This is a genomic window from Paraburkholderia phytofirmans PsJN (genome assembly GCF_000020125.1).
GTDB lineage: Bacteria > Pseudomonadota > Gammaproteobacteria > Burkholderiales > Burkholderiaceae > Paraburkholderia > Paraburkholderia phytofirmans.
Map to the genome: position 1 here is coordinate 1,141,964 of NC_010681.1, position 22,871 is coordinate 1,164,834.

The 22,871-nt window shown below is 61.0% G+C and carries 19 protein-coding genes; 11 read left to right on the top strand and 8 right to left on the bottom strand.

Annotated elements, in window-relative coordinates; translation table 11 throughout:
- Nucleotides 1-141 precede the first annotated feature (141 nt).
- The gene (locus BPHYT_RS04960) at nucleotides 142-795 is read right to left on the bottom strand and encodes an OmpA family protein (RefSeq protein WP_012432065.1); all 654 of its coding nucleotides are present in this window, start codon (nucleotides 793-795) and stop codon (nucleotides 142-144) included.
- Between the two features lie 348 nt (nucleotides 796-1,143).
- On the opposite strand from BPHYT_RS04960, the gene apbC reads away from it, so the two are divergent.
- From apbC to BPHYT_RS04985, 5 genes are all read left to right on the top strand, one after another.
- Entirely contained in the window at nucleotides 1,144-2,232 is a 1,089-nt protein-coding gene (apbC, locus tag BPHYT_RS04965) for an iron-sulfur cluster carrier protein ApbC (RefSeq protein WP_012432066.1), read from the top strand.
- Between the two features lie 226 nt (nucleotides 2,233-2,458).
- Nucleotides 2,459-2,992 carry a superoxide dismutase family protein gene (locus BPHYT_RS04970; protein ID WP_012432067.1) on the top strand — a complete coding sequence of 178 codons (534 nt, stop codon included), beginning with the start codon at nucleotides 2,459-2,461 and terminating at the stop codon, nucleotides 2,990-2,992.
- A gap of 349 nt (nucleotides 2,993-3,341) precedes the next feature.
- Nucleotides 3,342-3,911: a dCTP deaminase gene (dcd, locus tag BPHYT_RS04975; protein WP_012432068.1), complete on the top strand. Its 570-nt coding sequence runs from the start codon at nucleotides 3,342-3,344 to the stop codon at nucleotides 3,909-3,911.
- 86 nt (nucleotides 3,912-3,997) lie between these two features.
- Nucleotides 3,998-6,283: an arginine/lysine/ornithine decarboxylase gene (locus BPHYT_RS04980; protein WP_012432069.1), complete on the top strand. Its 2,286-nt coding sequence runs from the start codon at nucleotides 3,998-4,000 to the stop codon at nucleotides 6,281-6,283.
- Between the two features lie 2 nt (nucleotides 6,284-6,285).
- A complete protein-coding gene (locus tag BPHYT_RS04985; RefSeq protein ID WP_083772064.1) occupies nucleotides 6,286-7,029 on the top strand; it encodes a lysozyme inhibitor LprI family protein in 744 nt (247 codons plus the stop codon).
- A 39-nt stretch (nucleotides 7,030-7,068) separates the two neighbouring features.
- On the opposite strand, the gene BPHYT_RS04990 is transcribed toward BPHYT_RS04985, so the two are convergent.
- Nucleotides 7,069-7,995: a bestrophin family protein gene (locus BPHYT_RS04990; protein WP_012432071.1), complete on the bottom strand. Its 927-nt coding sequence runs from the start codon at nucleotides 7,993-7,995 to the stop codon at nucleotides 7,069-7,071.
- Between the two features lie 703 nt (nucleotides 7,996-8,698).
- On the opposite strand from BPHYT_RS04990, the gene BPHYT_RS04995 reads away from it, so the two are divergent.
- Nucleotides 8,699-9,151, top strand: a complete 453-nt coding sequence (locus BPHYT_RS04995) for a hypothetical protein (protein WP_012432072.1) — start codon at nucleotides 8,699-8,701, stop codon at nucleotides 9,149-9,151.
- Between the two features lie 217 nt (nucleotides 9,152-9,368).
- Here BPHYT_RS04995 and BPHYT_RS05000 read toward each other — a convergent pair whose 3' ends face one another.
- Nucleotides 9,369-11,042 (bottom strand): alkaline phosphatase family protein, encoded by a 1,674-nt coding sequence (locus tag BPHYT_RS05000; RefSeq protein ID WP_012432073.1) that lies wholly within the window; start codon nucleotides 11,040-11,042, stop codon nucleotides 9,369-9,371.
- A 116-nt stretch (nucleotides 11,043-11,158) separates the two neighbouring features.
- Between BPHYT_RS05000 and BPHYT_RS05005 the strand changes: the two genes are divergently transcribed.
- Nucleotides 11,159-11,512 carry a hypothetical protein gene (locus tag BPHYT_RS05005; RefSeq protein ID WP_041758285.1) on the top strand — a complete coding sequence of 118 codons (354 nt, stop codon included), beginning with the start codon at nucleotides 11,159-11,161 and terminating at the stop codon, nucleotides 11,510-11,512.
- Nucleotides 11,513-11,673: 161 nt separating this feature from the next.
- Here the strand turns inward: BPHYT_RS05005 and BPHYT_RS05010 are convergent, their stop codons facing one another.
- The 3 genes from BPHYT_RS05010 to zwf all read right to left on the bottom strand — a co-directional run bounded on the left by BPHYT_RS05010 (nucleotide 11,674) and on the right by zwf (nucleotide 15,916).
- A complete protein-coding gene (locus tag BPHYT_RS05010) occupies nucleotides 11,674-13,590 on the bottom strand; it encodes a bifunctional transcriptional regulator/glucokinase (protein ID WP_012432074.1) in 1,917 nt (638 codons plus the stop codon).
- Complete coding sequence (gene pgl / locus BPHYT_RS05015) at nucleotides 13,568-14,272, bottom strand: 6-phosphogluconolactonase (RefSeq protein WP_012432075.1); 705 nt, start codon at nucleotides 14,270-14,272, stop codon at nucleotides 13,568-13,570. Before pgl ends, BPHYT_RS05010 begins: the two co-directional genes overlap by 23 nt.
- 180 nt (nucleotides 14,273-14,452) lie before the next feature.
- Nucleotides 14,453-15,916, bottom strand: coding sequence for a glucose-6-phosphate dehydrogenase (zwf, locus tag BPHYT_RS05020; RefSeq protein ID WP_012432076.1), 1,464 nt, complete (start codon nucleotides 15,914-15,916; stop codon nucleotides 14,453-14,455).
- 545 nt (nucleotides 15,917-16,461) lie between these two features.
- Between zwf and BPHYT_RS05025 the strand changes: the two genes are divergently transcribed.
- The 4 genes from BPHYT_RS05025 (at nucleotide 16,462) to BPHYT_RS05040 (ending at nucleotide 20,910) form a co-directional block, all read left to right on the top strand.
- Complete coding sequence (locus tag BPHYT_RS05025) at nucleotides 16,462-17,709, top strand: ABC transporter substrate-binding protein (RefSeq protein ID WP_012432077.1); 1,248 nt, start codon at nucleotides 16,462-16,464, stop codon at nucleotides 17,707-17,709.
- Between the two features lie 199 nt (nucleotides 17,710-17,908).
- The gene (locus BPHYT_RS05030; RefSeq protein ID WP_012432078.1) at nucleotides 17,909-18,847 is read left to right on the top strand and encodes a carbohydrate ABC transporter permease; all 939 of its coding nucleotides are present in this window, start codon (nucleotides 17,909-17,911) and stop codon (nucleotides 18,845-18,847) included.
- Entirely contained in the window at nucleotides 18,837-19,694 is an 858-nt protein-coding gene (locus BPHYT_RS05035) for a carbohydrate ABC transporter permease (RefSeq protein WP_012432079.1), read from the top strand. Before BPHYT_RS05030 ends, BPHYT_RS05035 begins: the two co-directional genes overlap by 11 nt.
- A gap of 100 nt (nucleotides 19,695-19,794) precedes the next feature.
- Nucleotides 19,795-20,910 carry an ABC transporter ATP-binding protein gene (locus BPHYT_RS05040; RefSeq protein WP_012432080.1) on the top strand — a complete coding sequence of 372 codons (1,116 nt, stop codon included), beginning with the start codon at nucleotides 19,795-19,797 and terminating at the stop codon, nucleotides 20,908-20,910.
- 81 nt (nucleotides 20,911-20,991) lie between these two features.
- Here BPHYT_RS05040 and BPHYT_RS05045 read toward each other — a convergent pair whose 3' ends face one another.
- Nucleotides 20,992-21,909 (bottom strand): LysR family transcriptional regulator, encoded by a 918-nt coding sequence (locus tag BPHYT_RS05045; protein ID WP_012432081.1) that lies wholly within the window; start codon nucleotides 21,907-21,909, stop codon nucleotides 20,992-20,994.
- 138 nt (nucleotides 21,910-22,047) lie between these two features.
- Complete coding sequence (locus tag BPHYT_RS05050) at nucleotides 22,048-22,707, bottom strand: glutathione S-transferase family protein (RefSeq protein WP_012432082.1); 660 nt, start codon at nucleotides 22,705-22,707, stop codon at nucleotides 22,048-22,050.
- Between the last annotated feature and the right edge of the window lie 164 nt (nucleotides 22,708-22,871).

Here is a 22,871-nt window from a genome sequence, read left to right on the forward strand (position 1 = left end):
CGGATTTTCGGCAGAGTTCGAAATTTTTTTCGTTCCTGTCAGACATTCCCTGTTTCCGCCTTTCGCGGCCTTCCAAAGCGTAGCGATCGCCGGTGATACTGCCCCAGCGACCGGTTTGCTCAGTCTCCCGAACCCTCGTCCTTATTGCGTGGCATGCTGCGCCGTGGCGCGCAGATAGATTTCCACGCGACGGTTGGCGGCACGGCCGGCTTCGGTGTTGTTGTCGGCGATCGGCTGGGTTTGGCCCAAGCCCTGTGCCGACAGGCGCTGCGGCGCGACGCCGCGTTGACCCAGGTAGCCCGTCACGCTTTCCGCGCGGTTGACCGACAGCGTCTGGTTGTACGCCGGCTGGCCCGTGCTATCCGTGTGGCCGACCACTTGCGCGACCAGTTCCGGATTCTGCTGCATGGTCTGCGCCAGTTGGTCCAGCACCGGCGCGAACGACGGCTTGACCGCGTAGCTGTTGGTGTCGAACGTGACCGAGCTCGGGATGTTCAGCTTGAGCGAGCCGTCCGGCTGCTCGGTGATCTGCGTGCCGGTGCCCTTGGTAGCGCCCGACAGCTTGTTGTGGATGGCTTGCCAGTTGTAGCCGGTGATGCCGCCCACCGCCGCGCCGACGCCCGCGCCGATTGCCGCGCCCTTACCGCCGCCGAAGATGGCGCCGAGCGCCGCGCCGGTGCCGGCGCCAACGCCCGTACCGACGGCGGTGTTGGTGCCCTGTTGGCTGGCGCAACCCGCCAGCAATGAACCGGCAACGGCGAAGACTGCCAGGCGAGTCATGATTTTTGCATTCATTTTTGATTCCTCTTGAGTGAAGCGAGTCAGGCAAGCAAAGCGGCGACAGGAATAAATCTATACGGCGAACGTGACGGCGGTAAAGCCGCCGGCTCACCAGCACGATAAGTCTTACGCCCTGCTCAGCCTCGGTCCGACAGTAAAAAAGGGTCTTCCGGCACGGCTTGGCGCCAGCCACTACAATAATGGCTGAAGCACGCAGCGATGCGGCCCCATGGCGTTCCGCCTGCCCGAAGGGTGCCCGGCACGCCTGGTTTTCGCAATGCTGACTAACAATTTCTTTCAAATTCCGGCGCGTGGCCGAGATTTCGATTCCGCTGCGCCGCAGGTGTTCCCCACGGAGTGTCAATGAGTATCGATCGGGCTTTGGTCGACGCTGCCCTCGCGGCCGTCGCCGACCCCAACACCGGCCGGCCGTACGCAGCCGCCAAGAACATCAAAAGCGTCGCCGTGCAGGGTGACACGGTTAGCGTCGACGTGGTACTCGGCTATCCGGCCATGCGCCAATTCGACGCTATCCGCGCGCAATTCTCGGATGCGCTGCGCGCCGTGCCGGGCGTGGCCGACGTGCGTGTCCAGGTGTCGCAGCAGATCGCCGCGCATACCGTGCAGCGCGGCGTGAAACTGTTGCCGAACGTCAAAAACATCGTCGCGGTGGCGTCGGGCAAGGGCGGCGTCGGCAAGAGCACGACCGCCGTGAATCTCGCACTGGCGCTGGCGAGCGAAGGCGCATCGGTCGGTATTCTCGACGCGGACATCTACGGCCCGTCGCTGCCGATGATGCTCGGCATCGTTGGGCGCCCCGAGTCACCGGACGAGAAGTCGATGAACCCGATGACCGGTCACGGCTTGCAGGCCAACTCGATCGGCTTTCTGATCGAGCAGGACAACCCGATGGTGTGGCGTGGACCGATGGCCACTTCCGCGTTGGAACAACTGCTGCGGCAGACGAACTGGAACGATCTCGACTACCTGATCGTCGACATGCCGCCGGGCACCGGCGACATTCAGCTCACGCTGTCGCAACGCGTGCCGGTGACGGGCGCCGTGATCGTCACCACGCCACAAGACATCGCGCTGCTCGACGCAAAGAAGGGCCTCAAGATGTTCGAGAAGGTCGGCATTCCGATCCTCGGCATCGTCGAGAACATGGGCATGCATATCTGCTCGAATTGCGGCCACGAAGAGCATATTTTCGGCGCCGGCGGCGGCGAGCGGATGGGCAAGGAATATGGCGTCGACGTGCTCGGCAGCCTGCCGCTCGACATTGCGATCCGCGAACAGGCCGACTCGGGCAAACCGACCGTGGTGGCCGACCCGCAAGGGCGCATCGCGGAGATCTACCGGTCGATCGCGCGCAAGGTGGCGATCCATATCGCCGAACGCGCTCGCGACATGACTTCGAAGTTCCCCAATATCGTGGTCCAGAACACCTGAGAAAACGCGGGCTACCTCAGGTTTCCGGCCTCGCGGGAAGTCTCCTGGAGGATCGCGCCCGCGGGCGGGCTGGCGCGACACGCCAGGTTCGACGGGCCACGCTTGACCAGCCGTTCGGACAAGGGGCCAAGGCGTCTGTTTTCGCCTGGTCTCGCGGTATCATGTCGACTTCACAAGTTCGGCTCGGCGGCCGCAGGGGCGGCCACCAGGCCGGCAAGAGGATCGCATGGGAAAACGAATCGACGGGCAGGCGGTGCATGCGTTCATCGTCCTGACTGCCAGCAGTGTGCTGTTATGCGGCTGTAGCGCGTTCCTGAGACCACAGGAAAAACGTGCGGACGCGCAGTTGCTGCCCACCGTGGGCAATCAGGCGCGCGGTCTCGTCACGTTCATCGAGCGCTCGGACGGCGTGCAGGTCACCTACAACCTCGCGGGCATGCCGCCCAATAGCGATCACGCGTTGCAAGTGCACGAGCGCGGCGACTGCAATGCCGCCGACGGTTCCAGCGCCGGCCAGGTGTTTTCGCCGGCCGCCGAGCGTCTGAAATCGGGCGCGCGCGTCGAGGGCGACCTCGGCAATATTCACGCGGACGCGAACGGCGTGGCCACGGGCTTCATCGTCGCGCCGGACGTGTCGCTCGACGGTATCCGTTCGGTGTTGCAGCGCGCGGTTCTGCTGCATCACGACGCGACAGATCCGTACGCGTATCCGCAACATGGTGCGGGCCCCGCTCTCGCTTGTGGATTGATTCGCCAATGAGCGGTGAGCGGGCCTCGTGTGCGAGGTCCGGGCGCGCGCTGCCGGCATTCATCTAAAGCAGCTTCGGAGAAGGCGCCGGACCGCGCCTAAGCCTAATCGCGGCACCATGCTCACGATCGCGTAAAATAAGCGCCTTTCGTTCGGCTGCCTCGCCGGAGCGCCTGTCCTGCCGCATAGGCGGGACATTCGGCAAAGCGAGCGTAGGGCGCCGAACGGCACGCCGCCTGGCTCGCCGCAAAGTCAGCGCAAAGCAGGCGCGCAGTAAGCCAAAAGTAGCCAAAAGTGACCCGGCACCAACCGGGTCGTTATCCGTCATACCTCTGTCATTCACGTCGAGCAGCGTTCACCTATGACTATCAAATCCGACAAGTGGATCCGGCGCATGGCCGCGTCGCACAACATGATCGAGCCGTTCGCGCCCGATCAGGTTCGCGTCTCCGAAGACGGCCGGAAGATTGTCAGCTACGGCACGTCGAGCTACGGCTACGACATCCGCTGCGCCGACGAATTCAAGATCTTCACGAACATCAACTCGACCATCGTCGATCCGAAGAATTTCGACGAGAAGTCGTTTGTCGACTTCAAGGGCGATGTCTGCATCATCCCGCCCAATTCGTTCGCGCTCGCGCGCACGGTGGAGTATTTCCGCATTCCGCGCAGCGTCCTGACCGTGTGTCTGGGCAAGTCCACGTATGCGCGTTGCGGGATCATCGTCAACGTGACGCCGTTCGAGCCGGAATGGGAAGGGCACGTCACGCTCGAATTCTCGAATACGACACCTTTGCCTGCGAAAATCTACGCGAACGAAGGCGTCGCTCAAGTGCTGTTTTTCGAAAGCGACGAGATTTGTGAGACGTCGTACGCGGATCGCGGCGGCAAATATCAAGGTCAGCACGGCGTCACGTTGCCTAAGACGTGACGTCGGCAGCGCATTGACCCACTAGCTATTCGGGTGACCGCTGCAATTTACAGAATGCAGCGGTCGTTCTTTTTGGAGAATCGCCCATGAAGTTTCGTTTTCCCGTCGTCATCATCGACGAAGATTTCCGCTCCGAGAACATCTCGGGTTCCGGCATTCGCGCTCTGGCCGAAGCCATCGAGAAAGAAGGCGCGGAAGTGCTCGGGTTGACGAGCTACGGCGATCTGACCTCGTTCGCGCAACAGTCGAGCCGTGCCTCGTGCTTCATCCTCTCGATCGACGACGACGAGTTGCTGCCCTACGTCGATAACGTGGTGGTGGAAGGCGAAACGCCGGAACTCGCGGCCGCGATCGTCGCGCTGCGCGCGTTCGTGACGGAAGTGCGCCGCCGCAATGCCGACATTCCGATCTTCCTGTACGGCGAAACGCGTACGTCGCGCCACTTGCCGAACGACATCCTGCGTGAACTGCACGGCTTCATCCACATGTTCGAGGATACGCCGGAGTTCGTGGCGCGCCATATCATCCGCGAGACCAAGGTGTATCTGGATTCGCTCGCGCCGCCGTTCTTCAAGGAACTGGTGCAGTACGCGGATGAAGGCTCGTACTCGTGGCACTGCCCGGGACACTCGGGCGGCGTGGCGTTTTTGAAAAGCCCGCTTGGCCAGATGTTCCATCAGTTTTTCGGCGAGAACATGCTGCGCGCGGACGTCTGCAATGCCGTCGACGAACTCGGCCAATTGCTCGATCACACGGGTCCGGTGGCGGCTTCGGAACGCAACGCCGCGCGCATCTTTAGCGCCGACCACGTGTTCTTCGTGACCAACGGCACGTCCACGTCGAACAAGATCGTCTGGCACGGCACGGTAGCGCCGGGCGACATCGTGCTGGTGGACCGCAACTGCCACAAGTCGATTCTGCACGCGATCACCATGACCGGCGCGATTCCGGTGTTCCTCACGCCCACGCGTAACAACTTCGGCATCATCGGGCCGATTCCGCGCAGCGAGTTCGAACCGGAGAACATCAAGAAGAAGATCCTGGCGAACCCGTTTGCCCGCGAAGCGCTCGCGAAGAATCCGAACCTCAAGCCGCGCATTCTGACTATCACGCAAAGCACGTACGACGGCGTGATCTACAACGTCGAGATGATCAAGGAGATGCTAGGCGACTGGCTCGACACGCTGCACTTCGACGAAGCCTGGCTGCCGCACGCCGAGTTCCACGAGTTCTATCAGGACATGCACGCGATCGGCGCGGGCCGTCCGCGGATCGGCGCGATGGTGTTCGCCACGCACTCCACGCACAAACTGCTGGCCGGCATTTCGCAGGCTTCGCAGATCGTCGTGCAGGACTCGAAGAACAGCCGCTTCGACAAGCATCGCTTCAATGAAGCGTATCTGATGCACACGTCGACCAGCCCGCAGTACGCGATCATCGCCTCGTGCGATGTGGCCGCGGCCATGATGGAAGCGCCGGGCGGTCCTGCGCTGGTGGAAGAATCGATCGCCGAAGCGCTCGATTTCCGCCGCGCCATGATCAAGGTCGATGCCGAATACGGCGACGACTGGTTCTTCAAGGTGTGGGGCCCGGACCAGTTCGCCGAAGAGGGCATCGGTTCGCGCGAAGACTGGATGCTGCGCCCGAACGACGAGTGGCACGGCTTCGGCCCGCTCGCCGACAACTTCAACATGCTCGACCCGATCAAGGCGACCATCGTCACGCCGGGTCTGGATATGGGCGGCGGCTTCGGCGAGACTGGCATTCCGGCTGCGATCGTCACGAAGTATCTGGCGGAACACGGCATCATCGTTGAGAAGACCGGGCTGTATTCGTTCTTCATCATGTTCACGATCGGCATCACGAAGGGCCGCTGGAATTCGATGGTCACCGAACTCCAGCAGTTCAAGGACGACTACGATAACAACCAGCCGTTGTGGCGCGTGCTGCCGGAGTTCGTCTCGCATCATCCGATGTATGAGCGCGTCGGCTTGCGCGATCTGTGCCAGCAGATTCATAGCGTCTACCGCGCGAACGACATCGCGCGTCTGACCACCGAGATGTATCTGTCGAGCATGGAACCGGCCATGAAGCCGTCGGATGCGTTCGCCAAGCTCGCGCACCGCGAGATCGACCGCGTGCCTATCGACGAGCTCGAAGGCCGTGTCACGTCGATCCTGCTGACGCCGTATCCGCCGGGCATTCCGCTGCTGATTCCGGGCGAGCGATTCAACAAGACCATCGTCAACTATCTGCGTTTCGCGCGCGAATTTAACGAGCGCTTCCCGGGTTTCCACACGGATATCCATGGGCTCGTCGGCGAAACGATCAATGGGCGCATCGAGTACTTCGTCGATTGCGTTCGCGGCTGATGATGTTGCGGGTGACGTCCCTGTTGGCTGCCGGCGCCGGCGTTCGCGGCGCGCGGCGCGCGTTCGGCGCGTTGGCGCTGGCTTCGGCGGCGGTGTTCGGCGTGGTGTCGTTGCCGGCGCATGCCGAAGTCGCCGCCGCCGATCCGATCGATGCGTCGATGCGTACGTGCCTCGCGCGCAGCGACATGTCGTCGACGACGGGGCAAGTGCAATGCATGGACAACGCGCGGATCGGCTGGAAGACCGCGCTCGATAACGCGTGGCAGCAGCTTCAGCAGAAGTTGCCGCCCGCGCAGCGCAAGCGGTGGGACAAGAGCCAGGCGAGCTGGCAGGCGTCACGCGACGCCGAGAAGCAGTTGCTCGCGGCGGTGTTCGCCACGACACACGGTTCGATGTACGTGCTTGCCGAAGCCGATATGCAATTGCAGCCGGTGCGTGACCGCGCGCTCGCGTTGCGCAGTGCTGTGGCGAAGGCGGCCGCCGGCGGCGATCCGCCGCGCCGGGTGCGGCCGTGCAGTGCGGATGCGCAGTGCGAACACGCGATGTTCGATCTGAACCGTTATTACCGACGTCTGCGGTCGAAGATGCCGGTGCATACGCGTCCGACATTGACGCGCGCGCAGAAAGCGTGGACCGCGTATCTGAACGCTACGACGCCGGTGGTCGATGAGCGTGGCCGTATCGATATCATCGGCGCGCGGGTGGCGACGCTCAAGCGTTTGTCGGAGACGGTTGGCAATAGCTGAGCGTTGAGCGGCCGGCGATGCGCTTTAGTCGAAGCGGGCTCAATCGAGCATGTAGCCTTCTGCTCCTGGGCTCGGCAACTTGATGGCGGGTTCGCCGAGCAGGTCGCGCATGGCGTCTTCGATTGCCAGGGACATCGTGTTGAGCGCAAGGTCGTTTTCGTCGATGCCGAAAGGCTCTTCGATTTGCGATGCAATGGCTTCGTGCGCCATGAACGTGTACGCCACGAAGACGGCGAAGACCGGCGTGAAGATGCCGATGCTGTCCACCAGTCCGAATGGCAGCGACGCGCAGAAGAAATACACCGTGCGGTGAATCATCACCGAATAGGCGAACGGCAGCGGCGTTGAAACGATGCGCTCGCATCCGCCGATTACATCCGAGATTCCATTCAGATTTCTATCGAAGGCGATGACGGCCATTGGGTCGATTGCGCCTGTTTTGGCTTGGCGTTGTACCCATTCGCCTAGGGAAAGCAGCAAGGTGGCTGGCTTGTAGCGCGACGCTGTGACTCGGGCGAATAGGGCTGGCGGCAGGCGTTCGGCGAGGTCTTGGGTTGGGTCGCTCTTGCGGAGTTGGTGACGCAGCGCGTGTGGCAGGGCGCTGAGTGCTGCTGTGAATTCTTTCAGGTCTTCTTTTTGTAGCTGTTTTGTCGGGAGGGTGAGCGCCTGGCGGATGAGGGAGCGTGATTCGTTCAGCAGTTGGCCCCATAGCTTGCGGGCTTCCCACCAGCGGTCGTAGCTGGCGTTGTTTCTGAAGCCTAAAAATACCGCTAACGCTATGCCTATCAGCGAGAAGGGCGCTGTCGTGTTCAGGTTTAGCGAGATCGGGAGGAGGTGGTCGTGCGCCGCCACCGCGACTATCGAAATGCAGAAGATCAGCGCAAGGCGCGGTAGCAGTTGCGGGAGGACGGAGCCCCGCCAGGCTAGCAGCATGCGGAACCAATGGACGTGGGGGCGGATGATCATCGGGGTTTGCTTTTTTGCCTGCGGCGCTTCGGGGGTTCTATTATCGCTTTTTTGGGTGTGGGCTTTTTGGTGTTGGCCTTTCCTTGAATTGTTTGTGGTCTATTAGCGTTGCCCCTGTGCGGGGCGGCACTTACTTCTCTTTGCCGCCGCAAAGAGAAGTAAGCAAGAGAAAGCGGCTCACACCGCTAATTCTTAAGCGGGTCCCCCGCGCAGCCACGGTAGTGGCGCATCTGGAATCTGTGTTCTCGCACATTCCGCTTTCGTGACAAGGCGCTCATTCTTCCGGCGGCGCTGCGCGCGCCGGCGCGGTTGTTCTTCAAACAATTGCTTCGTTTTCTCCCGGCGTTTCCGCTGCGTCGTAGTACTTCGTTCGTGAGCGTGGTTGGGAAATTTCAGAAATCTTGCGGGTGCGCGGCTTTTTGCTCGTGCGGGTGATCACTCGTGAAGCAAGACGTTTAAACTCAATTCGCCGTCGTTCAAGGACGGTCAGGTTTGACAGCCTGCAACCAAACCCGCACGCTTGCCCGGGCAAGTCTGTGCGTCTGTTTCTGCGCGTCCATCTGCAATGGGCGGGCCGTGATGGGGAGACCTTTTGGGTCTGCTGGTTTGGTTTGGGCCAGTCTGTCAACCTTGTCACTGTGCCCGCTCACCACCGCGTAAGCGCGTGTGTGGGCGATCGAATACGTTTCAGGGAGATCGCGCCATGAGTAAATCCGCCAAGCATTCACGCATCACGTCGCGCCCACCGGTTGACGCACTTCAATACGAAAAGCTCGCCTTATCGGCCTTTGGACTGCTTGAACGGCAGCTGAGTCAACTGGACAAGTTGGTCACACTCGCGGCTTCAATAGTTAGGAGTCCAGCTGTGACGCGAGAAGAAAGACACCGGCAACGGAAATTGCTGGAACTGCTGTTGGACACGGGCGAGGACTACCAACGCGAAGTCGAGATGGACCGTGACTTATACCAGGTCATCGCACTCGATGCGAAGGGAATTCCTCAGAGCCGCATCACGGCACGCCACGCCGCGGACCTTCTGGCAAAGGCCGCGCGGACAGCGGCGGATAGCCGCGAAAGTGTCGGCCCTGCAGGGATGACGCAGGATAAGCGAACGCGGTTCAACATAAAGGCGCGCCGCACCGCGATGGCACACTAACCAAGGCTCCTGGCTCGAATGCGGACTTGCGTCAGGCAGAGACCAGGCGATAACTCATCGCGCACCTTTCCTGATTTCTCCGCCGTGCGCAATTGCTCTGTGCCGCCGGCTGTCGCCGGGCTATGCCAGCGGCGCAACCGTCCGTCCATCGATGTCAGAACGACTGCGTCGCGCAAGTGAGCACGCTTGGGTCGCCGCGGTGGACGCCCTCTCAAGTCTAGAAGCGGTTGCGCTCGAAGCCGGGCAGCGCACGGGTTCCTTCGATGGCAACCGAATGCAGCAGTTCAGGTCTGAGATCGAGCAGGCGCAGGATAGTCGGCGCGACCTGAGTGGTCAGCACCGGTTCGTCGACGGTTTGTCCCGTTCGACGAGCACCCGGCACGGAAACCACGAGACCCAGATGGCTGTCGTCCGGCGCGTTGCCGCCGTGCTCTTCGTCTTTCGACGTACTCGACGTATAGATGACACCCGGATTCGGCTGCACGATGATATCGGGCGTGCGGCCGCGCGCCGGATTGCCGAAGCGCGCGGCAAGTTGCGGTCCGTACAGAATGTACGCCTGCGGACCGTCGGCGCAGATGCCCGGAGCGTTGCAACTGAGGTTGCTCTTCAGCGTCTTGACGACCGCGTGCAACTGACTTTGGTCACGCAGCCAGATTAGCCCGACGTCGTCCGTTTGAACCATGCCGGTATCCACGAGGCCAGTGCCGTCGTTCAGATTGCCGCTCTTGGTCGCGTTCTGTCCGAAGTTGCCATTCGGGTCCAGATAATTGTTGGCTTCCAGCAGTTTCGTGAGCGTGTCGCCGTTCTTCACCAGCTTCGAGTGGTCGGTCGGCGACTGGCCATGCTTGGCCGTGACAATGATCGCGGTGGACGAATAAAGCCCGCGCTGCTTGAGTTCAGCAACGATACGGCCTAACGCGTCGTCCAGATAGGCAATCGCGGCGGCGACCTGCGGGCCCGGCGTGAAACTCGCATCCAGATAGCCGCCGCCCTTCGCGACCGTGGCCTTCTGGGCAACGCTCAGCGTCTGGAAGTTGGTGCCGAACAGCGTGGGGACATCGGCGCGCGACTGTCCGGTGGAGTCCCTGCCGTCGATCTCGGCGATCAGCGACTGAACATGCAAGTTGTCGAATTTTTCCGTGTGCGTGTAGATGTCGGTGTAATTGGTGTTAGTTGCAGGATCGATCGAATTGATTTCCGTGCGCGATAGATCGTCTACACCAATACCGGATGGTCCGTTCAGCCAATCGTAGCCCCACGCGTGCTTATCGGCCCAAGCGGTGCGCGCGTCCCGTTTGTTTTCCTTGATGACTTCGAAGACGGTATTGGTCTTGATGTAGTTGTGCGGATAGACCGGCTGGCACACGCCGTTGACCAGTGCGTGAGGGATAGCCTGCGGGTTAAAAGCGCCGCCGCCGTTGAGATGCGTCAGCGCGCCGCCATTTTCCCCATCGACGCCGGTTGTTTCGTCGAATACGACATTCCAGCCTTGTTTGCCCGTGCAGCCCGTATCGGAAGGGGCGTAAAGCGTTCGGTCATAAGATACGTCGTAGAACAGACCGGCCGACTTCGGCGAGCCGCCCGTCACCAATGCAGCCAAACCAGGAAATGAATCGGACAGGCCTGGCGTATGCGCGTTCGTGTAGTTCGTACCCGACTTCGCCAGCAATGCCAGATTCGGACATGAATTCGAACCGATGCAGCGCGCGACGTCCTGCTCATGCAACCCGTCGAAGCTGATCAACAGCACATGCTTGACTGCCTCGTGCTCGCGCGAGTGATCGTCGGCGTCACCCGCCAGCGCCGTTGCCGCATGCAGCGCGGCGAGCATGGCGACACCACCTGCGATCACGCTCTGCGCACGCTGCCATCTCCTGATCGTCTTCACGTCCTTCTCCTTTAAAAGTGATGGGGAAACTTTTAGTAATAGTCCGTGAATGTGAAGTTAAATTAAGTCGTCCAGATGAATCATTGCCTTCGATTGGCTGACGGCCGGTGAGCCTTATGTCTGCCTCAAAAGATTCATTGAAGATCGCGGGAGTACTTAAGGTTTCCTTAAGCTTTGAGTGGTCTATTTCGACGCTATTGCGCTTTCAAAACAGCCTTTGCAACTCATCCAAGGCTCAAGATAAAAACGACTTTTGTTCGCACAAGGGTTCGTCGGTTGCATTCACGCTGGGCGCGACGCAGGGCATCGTGTCGTACCCACGAATCAATGACAACGGGAAGAAGGACTACAACGGCGCGCGCAGCGCCGCCGGAAGAATGACTGCTGTGTCACTTACGCGGAATGTGCGAGAACACGGATTCCAGATGCACCACTACCGTGGCTGCGCGGGGGACCCGCTTAAGAATTAGCGGTGTGAGCCGCTTTCTTTTGCCTACTTTTCTTTGCGGCCGGCAAAGAAAAGTAGGTGCCGCCCCGCACAGGGGCAACGCTAATAGACCACAAAGAAAGGAAAGGCCAACACCACAACACCAACAACTGCGGCGCAGCCAACAACCTCAAACGTCAAACCTCAATCCCGAGCCGAAGAAGCCGCCCCATGACTCAACCAATCGAGCACAGCGCTAGCATCATCATCAGCCCCTTGCCTGGCCTTGGCAACAGTCTCCGCCACATCGGCACTAGGCACAGCGCGCCGAATAGCGACCCCCACAGCCAGAATATCAATCATAACCAGATGCAGAATCCGCGAAATCATAGACAACTGCGACTCACGAATTTCAATATGATCAGTCTCAAGCGCCACAGTAGCCCGCTTAGCCAACGGCGTGTTACTAGAAGTAATAGCAATCACCTTAGCCCCAGCCTGCATAGCCACATCAAGAACCCGCAGCAGTTCAGGCGCACGCCCTGACTTCGACACAGCGACGATCACATCTCCCTTCCCAAGCAAAGCAGCAGAAGCCGCCTGCATATACAAATCGCCGTAGGCAATAGTAGGAATCCCAAACCGGAAGAACTTGTAATGCGCATCCTGCGCGACGATATTCGAATTCCCGAGCCCATAAAACTCGATCCGCCGCGCGCCGTTCAAAAGATCGATAGCCCGCTCGACCTGTTCGAAATTCAGATGCTCGCGCAACTGCAAAATCGCCGACACGGTGTTATCGAGCACTTTCGCGCCGAAGTCCGTCGCCGTATCGCCAAGATGCACCTGGCTATGGCTAACAGGAATAGTGCCCGTCAAACCAGTTGCCAGCTTCAGCTTGAAATCCGACAACCCCTGGCAACCGAGCGAGCGACAAAACCGGATCACCGTTGGCTGACTCACATCGGCTTTGCGTGCGATATCGACAATCGGATCGTTGATAATGGAGCGCGGATGATTCAGCGCAAGATCGGCAACACGTCGCTCGGCGGGCGTCAACGCATCGCGCATCTGCCGAATCCGCTCGAACACAGCCGATGAACTGCCACCCGCGCGATTCGACAACTGCTCGGCAAGAATCGCCGACACACCGAGAAACGCTGGATATTCAGCGGTAATCACATACGTCGGCACATTCTGCAGATAAGCCTCGAACCGGCCTTTAGCCTCGAAGCGCTTCCGAAACGACGAACGTGAAAAGAACTCGCCAAGCCGCGGCACGACACCACCGCCAATATAGATCCCGCCCAACGCCCCAAGCGTCACCGCAATATTGCCCGCGAACGTGCCAAGAATGCCGCAGAACACATCGACGGATTCGGCCGCCAACGGCTCGCCTTCCAGCGCGCGCTTGACGATCTCGATCGTGTCGACGTTCGCCGCCACGCGCTTCTTGTCGCGACCCGCAAGCGCGCGATAGATCACTTCGATACCGGGCCCCGCCGCCACGCGCTCAAACGACACATGCGACCACTTCTTGCGCGCGTACTGCAACACGATATCTTCGCGTTCGTCAGCCGGCGCAAAAGTGGCATGACCCCCTTCGCTACCGAGCGCGATCCAACGATCATCAGCGGGAATCAAACCGGACACACCCATGCCGGTGCCCGGCCCGAGCAAACCAATCACGCTATTCGGCCGACGTGCGCCGACACCCACCTGCACGCGCTGCGCATCGGTCAAGCCAGGCAGCGCCATCGCCAGCGCGGTAAAGTCGTTCACCACCAGCAGCGTGTCGAAACCCAGCGCGCGCCGCGTGGCCTCGATCGAAAAGCTCCAGTCGTGATTCGTCATGCTCACCTGATCGCCATCGACCGGGTTTGCAATCGCAATCGCCGCATGATTCACGCGGCCGATCTTCGTGTCCTTCAGATACTTCTTGATGACTTCGGCAACGCCCGGATAGTCCGCGCACGGATAGACCTTCACCGAGCCGATTTCGCCCGGGCTCGTCTCCAGCGCGAAGCGCGCATTGGTGCCGCCGATGTCGGCCAGCAGCCTCGGTCCATCGGCGTGCTGGCCCGCGCCCGGAACAGCCTTAGTTTGCACACCAGTAGACATCGAGTCTCACTCCCTTGTCGTTTGCCAACTGCGAGATGGCATTTTTTTGTAGCGAAGCGGACGCGGCATTGAGCACGTCCATCTTGCGCGGTCCTGCGATCAGCAAGAACAGATGCTTGACTTCTTTCAGCGCGGACATCGACCAGCTCACGCGCGCGTGCGGCGCGCTGCCGGGATGCACGGCGACGAAGCGTTCGGTGGTGGTGATCGCATGATCCCATTCGGGCGAGTCGGCGAAGATCGACGCGGTGTGGCCGTCTTCACCCATGCCGAGAATCGCGATGTCGGGCACGTTGCTAAAACGCGCGTCGGCGTTCAGCGCGGCGACATGCGCGTTGAGATCTTGCGTGGTATCCACGAGCGGCCAGAAGGTCGCATCCTTCGCGGCGTTCTGCAACAGCGTGGCGTGCACCAGCTGCGCGTTGCTCGCGCTATCCGTCTCTGGCACCCAGCGGTCGTCGACCAGCGTCACGGCAATGCGCGCCCAGTCGAAGGTCTGCGTGGACAACGTCTGCAGGAACGGGCGCGGACTGCTGCCGCCGGACACTGCAAGCATTGCGGGGCGCGCGGCGGTGGAACCGGCGGCCTGTGCGGCGAGCGACGCATGTAACGCGTCGCCGACCGCTTTCGCCAACGCGTCGGATTGGGCGCGTTGATCGTCGAAAGCGTGAAGCTCGATCACTTCTCCTCCGTGCTGCTTTTTTGTGTGATCTGCGGAATCTGCCGTACTGCTCTTACGCGATGCCTGCAAGATGGATGACCTGCAGGCGCCCTCGTGATACCGGCGCCATTCCGTTCAGTTCGTCGGTGGGTCTTACGGGCGGCATGTCATATTCCATTCAATACGACGTGCCGCCGTGATTCAATTCTCTTCTTCGAGCCAGCAGGTGCCGTGCTGCGCGAGCATCGCGCTCGATGCAGCCGGTCCCCACGTGCCCGACGCGTACGGTTTGGGCGGCTTGTTCGACGCCTTCCATTCGTTCAGGATCGGTTCGACCCAGCGCCACGCGGCTTCCTGCTCATCGCGCCGCACAAACAATGCGAGCCGGCCGTTGATGACGTCGAGCAGCAACCGCTGATACGCCTCCATCTGTCCTTCGCGGAAGAACTGGTCGAACGCGAGGTCGAGGTGGACGCTGGCGAGGTTCATGCCTTCGCCGGGTTGCTTCGCGAGACAGTAGAGGCGAATGGTTTCATTCGGCTGCAGGCGGATCACCAGACGATTCGCGCCGGCGCGCAACGCGGAAGCGCCGAGCGCCGAATGCGGCACCGCACGAAAGTTCACCACGATCTCGGCGACGCGATCGGCGAGGCGCTTACCCGTGCGCAGGAAAAACGGCACGCCGGCCCAACGCCAGTTTTCGATCTCGACCTTCAGCGCAACGAACGTTTCGGTCCTGCTATCAGGCTTCACGCCGGGCTCCGTTGCGTACGCCGGCACCGCAGTGCCGCGGATCACGCCCGCATGATACTGCCCGCGCACGGCAACCTTGCCGATATCGCGCGGATCGATGGGCTTCAAGGCGCGCAGCACGCGCAGCTTTTCGTCACGCACCGAATCCGAGTCCATGGAGTGCGGCGGTTCCATCGCAACGATGGAAAGCAGCTGCAGCAAATGGTTCTGCACCATGTCGCGCAATGCGCCGGTATTGTCGTAGAAGTCGCCGCGCGCTTCCACGCCGAGTTCTTCGGCAATCGTGATCTGAATGCTTTCGACCCACTCACGGCGCCACAACGGTTCGAACAGCGCATTGCCGAAGCGCAGCGCCAGCAGGTTCTGCACCGGCTCTTTACCGAGGTAGTGGTCGATCCGATAGATCTGTTCTTCAGCGAAGATTTCGCCGACCGCATCGTTAATTGCATTCGACGACTTGAGGTCGTAGCCGAGCGGCTTTTCCAGCACGATGCGCGAATTCACGTTCAGCCCGACCGATGCCAGCGCATGGCAGATCGGCACGAACAGCGACGGGCCCGTTGCCAGATAGAACACGCGGATACCAGGCAAGTCCTGAATGGCGTCGCGCAAATGCACGAAGTCTTCCGCTTTGCCGAGGTCGATGTTCACGAACTCGATGCGCTCCAGAAAGCTCGCCCATGCCGCTTCATCCACACCGTTCTTCGACACATGCGGTTTGACGTGCTTATTTACCCACTCGATGTACTCGCCGCGATCCGTTGCATGCCGCGCCACCGCAACGATCTTGCCGCTGTCGGCCAGCATGCCGCCCGCACGGTGTGCTTCAAACAGTGCGGGCAGGATCTTGCGCATCGACAGATCGCCGGTGCCGCCGAAGAGAACGAAGGTGAAGCTTGAATCGGTTTGCATGAGTCTCCGTCGATGTCCTGGGGCCGCGGAAGGTGAGGGAAAGCGCGACCGTAGTCCGATAAAATATTTTTTGACACTGAATTGTAGTTTAACTACAATCCAAATCAAGAGGTAGCGCTAATTCGATGAAAAAAGCGTGCGCTAAGCGTCAAGATGCGCGTTTTCCTGAATCGGCAGGCGTCCCCTGCATGTTAACGGACATTGCGTGTCGGCACGTGCCAGCGTGCCCCGGCGGCCATTACGGAAAGCCGGGGAGTTGAGCGGCTTTCCGTAATGGTCGGCACCAGGTTGACGTGCAAGGTACCTCGAGTCTGCCGCGCGCGACGCGGGCAGGCAAAAATCAAAAGAGGAGACAGTCAGTTGCATCCCGAACCACTCATCTCTTGAGCTTCCAGCGGCCGGACATCGGTCCGCCGGCACATGCCTCGCGCATGCGCCCGACCGTGCTCGATCGCCCAGTGTTTTGCCTGTTTGAACCAACCACAGCACCCTGGCGACATCAGGGGCCATTTGTTTTTTGTTCAGGTGTCTGGAGGAGATAAGCAATGAAATTTCGCGCGATCATGGGCGCTTTGTGCGCCGCAGGTCTGATGTGTGGCGTCTCGGCCGTGCAAGCCGCCGAGTCGATCGAAGTGTTGCACTGGTGGACCTCGGGCGGCGAATCGAAAGCCGTCGGCGTCCTCAAGGACGACATGACGAAGCAGGGTTACACGTGGAAGGACTTCGCGGTTGCGGGTGGCGCCGGCGCGGCTGCCATGACGGCACTCAAGACGCAAGTGATCTCGGGCAACGCACCGAGCGCTGCGCAGATCAAAGGTCCGCTGATCCAGGACTGGGCGTCGCAAGGCGTGCTGGTGCCGATCGACGCGGCCGCCGGCGACTGGAAGAAGAACCTGCCGCCGGAAATCGACAAGATTATGCACGCGGACGGTCACTACGTCGCAGCGCCGTTCTCGGTGCACCGCGTGAACTGGCTGTACATCAACAAGGCAGCGTTGGACAAGGCGGGCGGCAAGGCGCCGACCACGTGGCCTGAGTTCTTCGCGGTGGCCGACAAGATGAAGGCCGCGGGCATCCAGCCGATCGCGATGGGCGGCCAGCCGTGGCAAGACCTGACGCTGTGGGAAGACGTCGTGCTGTCGCAAGGCGCGGACTTCTACAAGAAGGCGCTGGTCGACCTCGACGAGAAGACGCTGACTTCGGACAAGATGGTCGGCGTGTTCGACACGGTCCGCAAGATCCAGGGTTACTTCGACGCGGGCCGCACGGGTCGTGACTGGAACCTGGCAACGGCTATGGTCATCAACGGCAAGGCCGGCATGCAGTTCATGGGCGACTGGGCGAAGGGCGAATTCGCCAACGCCGGCAAGAAGTCGGGCTCGGACTACATCTGCGCCGCTGTCCCGGGCACGGAAAAGTCCTACACGTTCAACGTCGACTCGTTCGTGTTCTTCCAGCAGAAAGGCCAGAAGGCGGCAACGCCGGGTCAGCTCGCGCTGGCGAAGACGATCATGTCGCCGGAGTTCCAGGAACAGTTCAGCCTGAACAAGGGGTCCATCCCGGTTCGTCTGGGCGTGTCGATGGCCAAGTTCGACGACTGCGCGAAGAAGTCGTACGCGGATGAACAAGTGGCGATCAAGTCGGGCGGCTATGTGCCTTCGCTGGCACACGGCATGGCGCAACCGGATGCAGCAGCCGGCGCGATCTCGGACGTGGTCACGAAGTTCATGAACTCGCAGCAGGATTCGAAGAGCGCAGTTGCCGCGCTCGCGAAGGCAGCGAAGACCAAGTAAGTTGCGTCAAACGAAGCGGCGCGCCCGGCGGTTCAGCAACGGGCGTCGGGCGCGCCCTTCGTGTCGCTGATTGCCGGGGTTTTACTCGTTGCATGGCAGGCGGCTTCACCCTGGTTCATAGAGTCACCCCTATGTCGTTACGGCGTCGCGTTTTTCAGCGTGAAGGTCCCGGCGGCACAGTTTCAGCAGGAGTCGAGTAGTGACTGCTTCTATCAGCGGAAACGGGAAAACGGCCACCGTGACCCGCCGCGCGTCGCCGATGGCGGCCCTTGCCGATCGCTGGATTCCGAAGCTGGTGCTCGCACCCAGCGTCGTGATCAGCCTGATCTTCGTGTATGGCTTTATCGCCATTACCGGCTATCTGTCGCTGTCCAATTCGCGACTGATGCCACGTTATGAATTTGTCGGTCTGGATCGTTATCGCGAACTGTTCGATAACGATGTGTTCTGGACGTCGGCTGCCAACCTTGGCTGGTTCGGCATCCCGTTCATTGGTGTCTGTATCGGTCTCGGTTTGTTCCTCGCGATCCTGCTCGATCAGCAGATCCGCAACGAAGGCGCGCTGCGCGCCGTGTTCCTGTACCCGATGGCGCTCTCGTTCATCGTGACGGGTACGGCGTGGCAATGGATCATGACGCCGAGCATCGGCCTCGAAAAGGTGTTCCACGACTGGGGCTGGACGAGCTTCTCGTTCAGTTGGCTGGGCGACCCGGACAAGGCGATTTTCTGCGTGGTGATCGCGGCTGTCTGGCAATCCACCGGCTTCGTGATGGCGCTGTTCCTCGCGGGCTTGCGCGGCGTGGACGGTGAAATCTTCAAGGCCGCGCAGATGGACGGCGCGGGCTTGCCCACCATCTATCGCAAGATCGTGATTCCGAGCATGCGCCCGGTGTTCTTCTCCGTGCTGCTGATTCTCTGCCACATCACGATCAAGACCTTCGACCTGGTGGTTGCGTTGACCGCGGGTGGTCCGGGCACGTCTTCGTCGCTGCCGGCTATTTTCATGTACACGTTTTCGTTCAATCGCGGGCAGCTGGGCGTCGGCGCGGCATCGTCGATGATGATGCTCGCCACCGTCGTGGCCGTGCTCGTGCCGCTGATGTATCTGGAATCGAGGAGCACCCGCAATGCAGCCTAAGATGACGATCAGCCGTGCCGTCATTTATGCGGCCTTGTTTCTGTTCGCCCTGTATTTCCTGTTCCCGCTGTACGTGATGCTGTCCACGTCGTTCAAGGACATCGATCAACTGCGCACGGGCAACCTGCTCACGCCGCCTACCCACTGGACCATCGATCCGTGGATCAAGGCGTGGAGCGGCGCCTGCACGGGCGTGCGTTGCGACGGTATGCAGCCGTTCTTCATGAACTCGGTGCGGATGGTGATTCCCGCCGTGCTGATCTCGTCGATCATCGGCGCGTTCAACGGCTATGTGCTCACGCACTGGCGGTTTCGTGGCGCGGATCCGATCTTCACGATGATCCTGGTCGGCTGCTTCATTCCGTTCCAGGCGATCCTGCTGCCGATGGCGCGCTTCGAAGGCTTCCTCGGCCTGTCGAACACGACCACCGGCCTGGTGGTGGTGCACGTGATCTACGGTATCGCCTTCACCACGATGTTCTTCCGCAACTTCTACGTCAGCATTCCGGCTGAACTCGTGAAGGCGGCGCGTATCGACGGCGCGGGTTTCTTCACGATCTTCACGAAGATTCTGCTGCCGGTCTCGCTGCCGATTTTCATGGTGTGCCTGATCTGGCAATTCACGCAGATCTGGAATGACTTCCTGTTCGGTATCGTGTTCTCCGGCGTCGATTCGATGCCGATCACGGTGGCGCTGAACAACCTCGTGAACACCTCGACCGGCGTGAAGGAATACAACGTGGACATGGCCGGCGCGATCATCGCCGCGTTGCCCACGCTGCTGGTGTACATCATCGCCGGACGCTATTTCGTGCGCGGTCTGACGGCCGGCGCAGTGAAGGGCTAAACGCCAGGCTGAACCATCCGAGCGCGGCGGCGTTTCATGAAGCGCCGCCGTCACCCGAAGACGTTTTCAAGCAGTACCAGAGACAAAGAGGATTCACAGCATGGCAAGCCTTTCCATCCGTGACGTGTACAAGACTTACCCGAACGGGGTGCCGGTCCTGAAGGGTGTCAACATCGACATCGAAGACGGCCAGTTCCTGATTCTGGTCGGCGGTTCGGGCTGCGGCAAGTCGACGCTGCTCAATATGATTGCCGGCCTCGAAACCGTGACCAAGGGCGAGATCCAGATCGACGGCAAGACGGTGAACAACCTGTCGCCGAAAGATCGCGATATCGCGATGGTGTTCCAGTCGTATGCGCTGTATCCGTCCATGACGGTGCGCGAGAACATCTCGTTCGGCCTGAACATCCGCAAGGTGCCGAAGAACGAGCAGACGCAGATCGTCGACCGCGTGTCGAACACGCTGCAGATCACGCACCTGCTCGACCGCAAGCCGGGTCAACTGTCCGGCGGCCAGCGTCAGCGTGTGGCCATGGGCCGTGCTCTGGCGCGCGATCCGGTCATGTTCCTGTTCGACGAACCGCTGTCAAACCTCGACGCGAAGCTGCGTATCGAGATGCGTTCGGAAATCAAGCTGCTGCATCAACGCCTCGGCACGACGATCGTCTACGTGACGCACGATCAGATCGAAGCAATGACGCTCGGCGACCGCATCGCGGTCATGAAAGACGGCATCGTGCAGCAGTTCGGCGCACCGCAGGAAATCTACGACTCGCCGTCGAATCTGTTCGTGGCCGGCTTCATCGGCGCGCCGCCGATGAACTTCATCCAGGGCAAGCTGGTCGAGCAGGGCGCGGGCGTCGCGCTCGAACTGGATACGGGTGTCGCACGCACGGCGTTGAATTTGCCGTTCGACTCGGCGAAGGTGAGGTCGCATGTCGGCCGTGAAGTGATTCTCGGCCTGCGTCCGGAGCGCATCACCGACGCGCGCGGCGCGCATGGCGACAACGCGAAGCTGCAGCCGATCGAAGTGAAGGTCGACGTGATCGAGCCGACCGGTCCGGACACGCTGGTGTTCGCGCAGGTTAACGGCAAGCGCATCGTGAGCCGCGTGCACCCGGCGTCGAATCCGCAGCCGCTGGCGAACACGACGCTGTTGTTCGATACGTCGAAGGCGGTGCTGTTCGACCCGTCGAACGAAGAGCGGATTGCCTGATCGCGAAGTTTTGCTGCAATAGAAAAGAAAACCCCATGCGTTTCGCAACGCATGGGGTTTTTTAGTTTTGCGCGCCTCGTTTTACTGCTCGGTAATGCGCAGATCCGGATTGTTGCGCGCCAGTTCGGTCACCCACTCAATGAAAGCACGCAGCCGCGAACTCAGATTGCGGCGATGCGCGTAGAGCACCGAAAGCGGCGTGCCGGGGCTCGTGTAGCCGGTGAGAATTTCCTTCAGCGCGCCTTGCGCGATCAGGTCGGCGACCATGAAGCGCGACGGCTGAATAATGCCGTGCCCGAGCGCGGCCGCACCGATATAGACCGAGCCGTCGTTCACCGCGAGTACGCTCTTCAGCGACACTTTGGCGATCTCGCCATCCACCTGGTATTCGAACGGGAACGTTCTGCCGGTGCGCGCCGACACGTAGTTGACCGCACGGTGCTCGCTCAATTCCTCGAGCGTGGTCGGCTCGCCGTATTTCTCCAGATACGCCGGCGACGCGCACGTGACGATTCGCGCCTGACCGATCCGCCGCGCGACGAGACTCGACTCTTCCGGCGTGCCCATGCGGATCACGCAATCCACGCCGTCCTGAATCAGATCGATGTTGCGGTCGGCGAGGCCGAGCCGTACGTCGATCTCGGGGTATTGCCGGTAGAAATCGTCGAGCGCGGGCAGCAGCAGCGCGCGCGCCAACGTGCCGGACGTATCCACGCGGATCGTGCCCGCCGGATTTTCGCGCTTGTTCGACAGCGACGATTCGGCGTCGGTCACTTCGGCGAGGATGCGCACGCAGCGCTCGTAGAACAGCGCGCCGTCTTCGGTGACGCTGACCTGGCGCGTCGAACGATTCAGCAGACGCACGCCGACGTGTTCCTCCAGCGCCTGGATGGTACGGCTGACTTTGGCGCGGGGCAGGTCGAGCGACTCGGATACTTTGGTGAAGCTGTTCGCCTCGACCACACGCGTAAATATCTCCATGGCTTCGAAACGGTCCATGTTTTGCCTTAAGGTTGATTGGCGGAAGTAGGTTTCGAAGTGAAGTGTATAGGTTGGGAAATTTGTTGTGGCAAACCGTTAGGGTTGACGTGGCACGGGCGCTCGTCTTTTTGCGCGACACGAGCGCGCAGCCGCTCGTTAATCACGGTCCGGCGCGCCAAGTGGGAAGTACGCGCGATACGGGCGCGCTTCGTCCACCGCGCGGGCAAACGACGGCCGCGCCAGCAGGCGCTTGCGGTAGGCGCGCACGTGCGGGAACGCCGGGCCGATGGCGTGCGTCCAGTCGGCGTAAAACAGGAACGGCGCCGCGCCGCAATCGGCGAGACTGAAGGCGTCGCCGGCGGCCCATTCGCGCTCCGCCATCACCTTGTCCAGCCAGCCGTACGCGGTGTCGAGCATGGCGCGCGCATCGGCGACGGCGTGCGGGTCGCGCTCCGCCTCGGGACGCATGCTGTCGTAGACGATCTTTTGCTGCGGCGTCGAGATGTAGTTGTCGAAGAAGCGGTCCATGCTGCGCACTTCCAGCGCGGCGCGGGCGTCGGCCGGCAGCAGCGACACCGGGCCGGGGTGGTACAGGCCCAGATACTCGATGATGACGCTCGCCTCCATGACGGTCCGGCTGCCGTCGACCAGCACCGGAAAGCGCTTGATCGGCCACAGCGCGGCGAATTCGGCCATGACTTCCGGGTCGTCGTGCGCCAGCAGGCGCAACTCGAACGGCGTGGCGTTTTCGTAGAGCGCGGTCAACGCCTTTTGGCAGTAGGAGGAGAAGGGATGGGCGTAAAGCTTCAGGGGCATCGTGGTCACCTTGGAGGGTTAGTGATTGTTGTGGCACGAGAACGGCCGGAGCGGCCGGTTTATCCCACGACGAGCAGGAGCCGCGCAAATCGACAATCACGACGCTTCCTCTAACCCACATTCGCTACGTTAAAACGTCACAAAGTTAAGAAGAAAGATGGTGT

Bases quoted from the DNA above. Each gene is read 5' to 3' on its own strand.
- BPHYT_RS04960 (WP_012432065.1), bottom strand. From the start codon at position 795: ATGAATGCAAAAATCATGACTCGCCTGGCAGTCTTCGCCGTTGCCGGT.
- apbC (WP_012432066.1), top strand. From the start codon at position 1,144: ATGAGTATCGATCGGGCTTTGGTCGACGCTGCCCTCGCGGCCGTCGCC.
- BPHYT_RS04970 (WP_012432067.1), top strand. From the start codon at position 2,459: ATGGGAAAACGAATCGACGGGCAGGCGGTGCATGCGTTCATCGTCCTG.
- dcd (WP_012432068.1), top strand. From the start codon at position 3,342: ATGACTATCAAATCCGACAAGTGGATCCGGCGCATGGCCGCGTCGCAC.
- BPHYT_RS04980 (WP_012432069.1), top strand. From the start codon at position 3,998: ATGAAGTTTCGTTTTCCCGTCGTCATCATCGACGAAGATTTCCGCTCC.
- BPHYT_RS04985 (WP_083772064.1), top strand. From the start codon at position 6,286: ATGTTGCGGGTGACGTCCCTGTTGGCTGCCGGCGCCGGCGTTCGCGGC.
- BPHYT_RS04990 (WP_012432071.1), bottom strand. From the start codon at position 7,995: ATGATCATCCGCCCCCACGTCCATTGGTTCCGCATGCTGCTAGCCTGG.
- BPHYT_RS04995 (WP_012432072.1), top strand. From the start codon at position 8,699: ATGAGTAAATCCGCCAAGCATTCACGCATCACGTCGCGCCCACCGGTT.
- BPHYT_RS05005 (WP_041758285.1), top strand. From the start codon at position 11,159: ATGTCTGCCTCAAAAGATTCATTGAAGATCGCGGGAGTACTTAAGGTT.
- BPHYT_RS05010 (WP_012432074.1), bottom strand. From the start codon at position 13,590: ATGTCTACTGGTGTGCAAACTAAGGCTGTTCCGGGCGCGGGCCAGCAC.
- zwf (WP_012432076.1), bottom strand. From the start codon at position 15,916: ATGCAAACCGATTCAAGCTTCACCTTCGTTCTCTTCGGCGGCACCGGC.
- BPHYT_RS05025 (WP_012432077.1), top strand. From the start codon at position 16,462: ATGAAATTTCGCGCGATCATGGGCGCTTTGTGCGCCGCAGGTCTGATG.
- BPHYT_RS05035 (WP_012432079.1), top strand. From the start codon at position 18,837: ATGCAGCCTAAGATGACGATCAGCCGTGCCGTCATTTATGCGGCCTTG.
- BPHYT_RS05040 (WP_012432080.1), top strand. From the start codon at position 19,795: ATGGCAAGCCTTTCCATCCGTGACGTGTACAAGACTTACCCGAACGGG.
- BPHYT_RS05045 (WP_012432081.1), bottom strand. From the start codon at position 21,909: ATGGACCGTTTCGAAGCCATGGAGATATTTACGCGTGTGGTCGAGGCG.
- BPHYT_RS05050 (WP_012432082.1), bottom strand. From the start codon at position 22,707: ATGCCCCTGAAGCTTTACGCCCATCCCTTCTCCTCCTACTGCCAAAAG.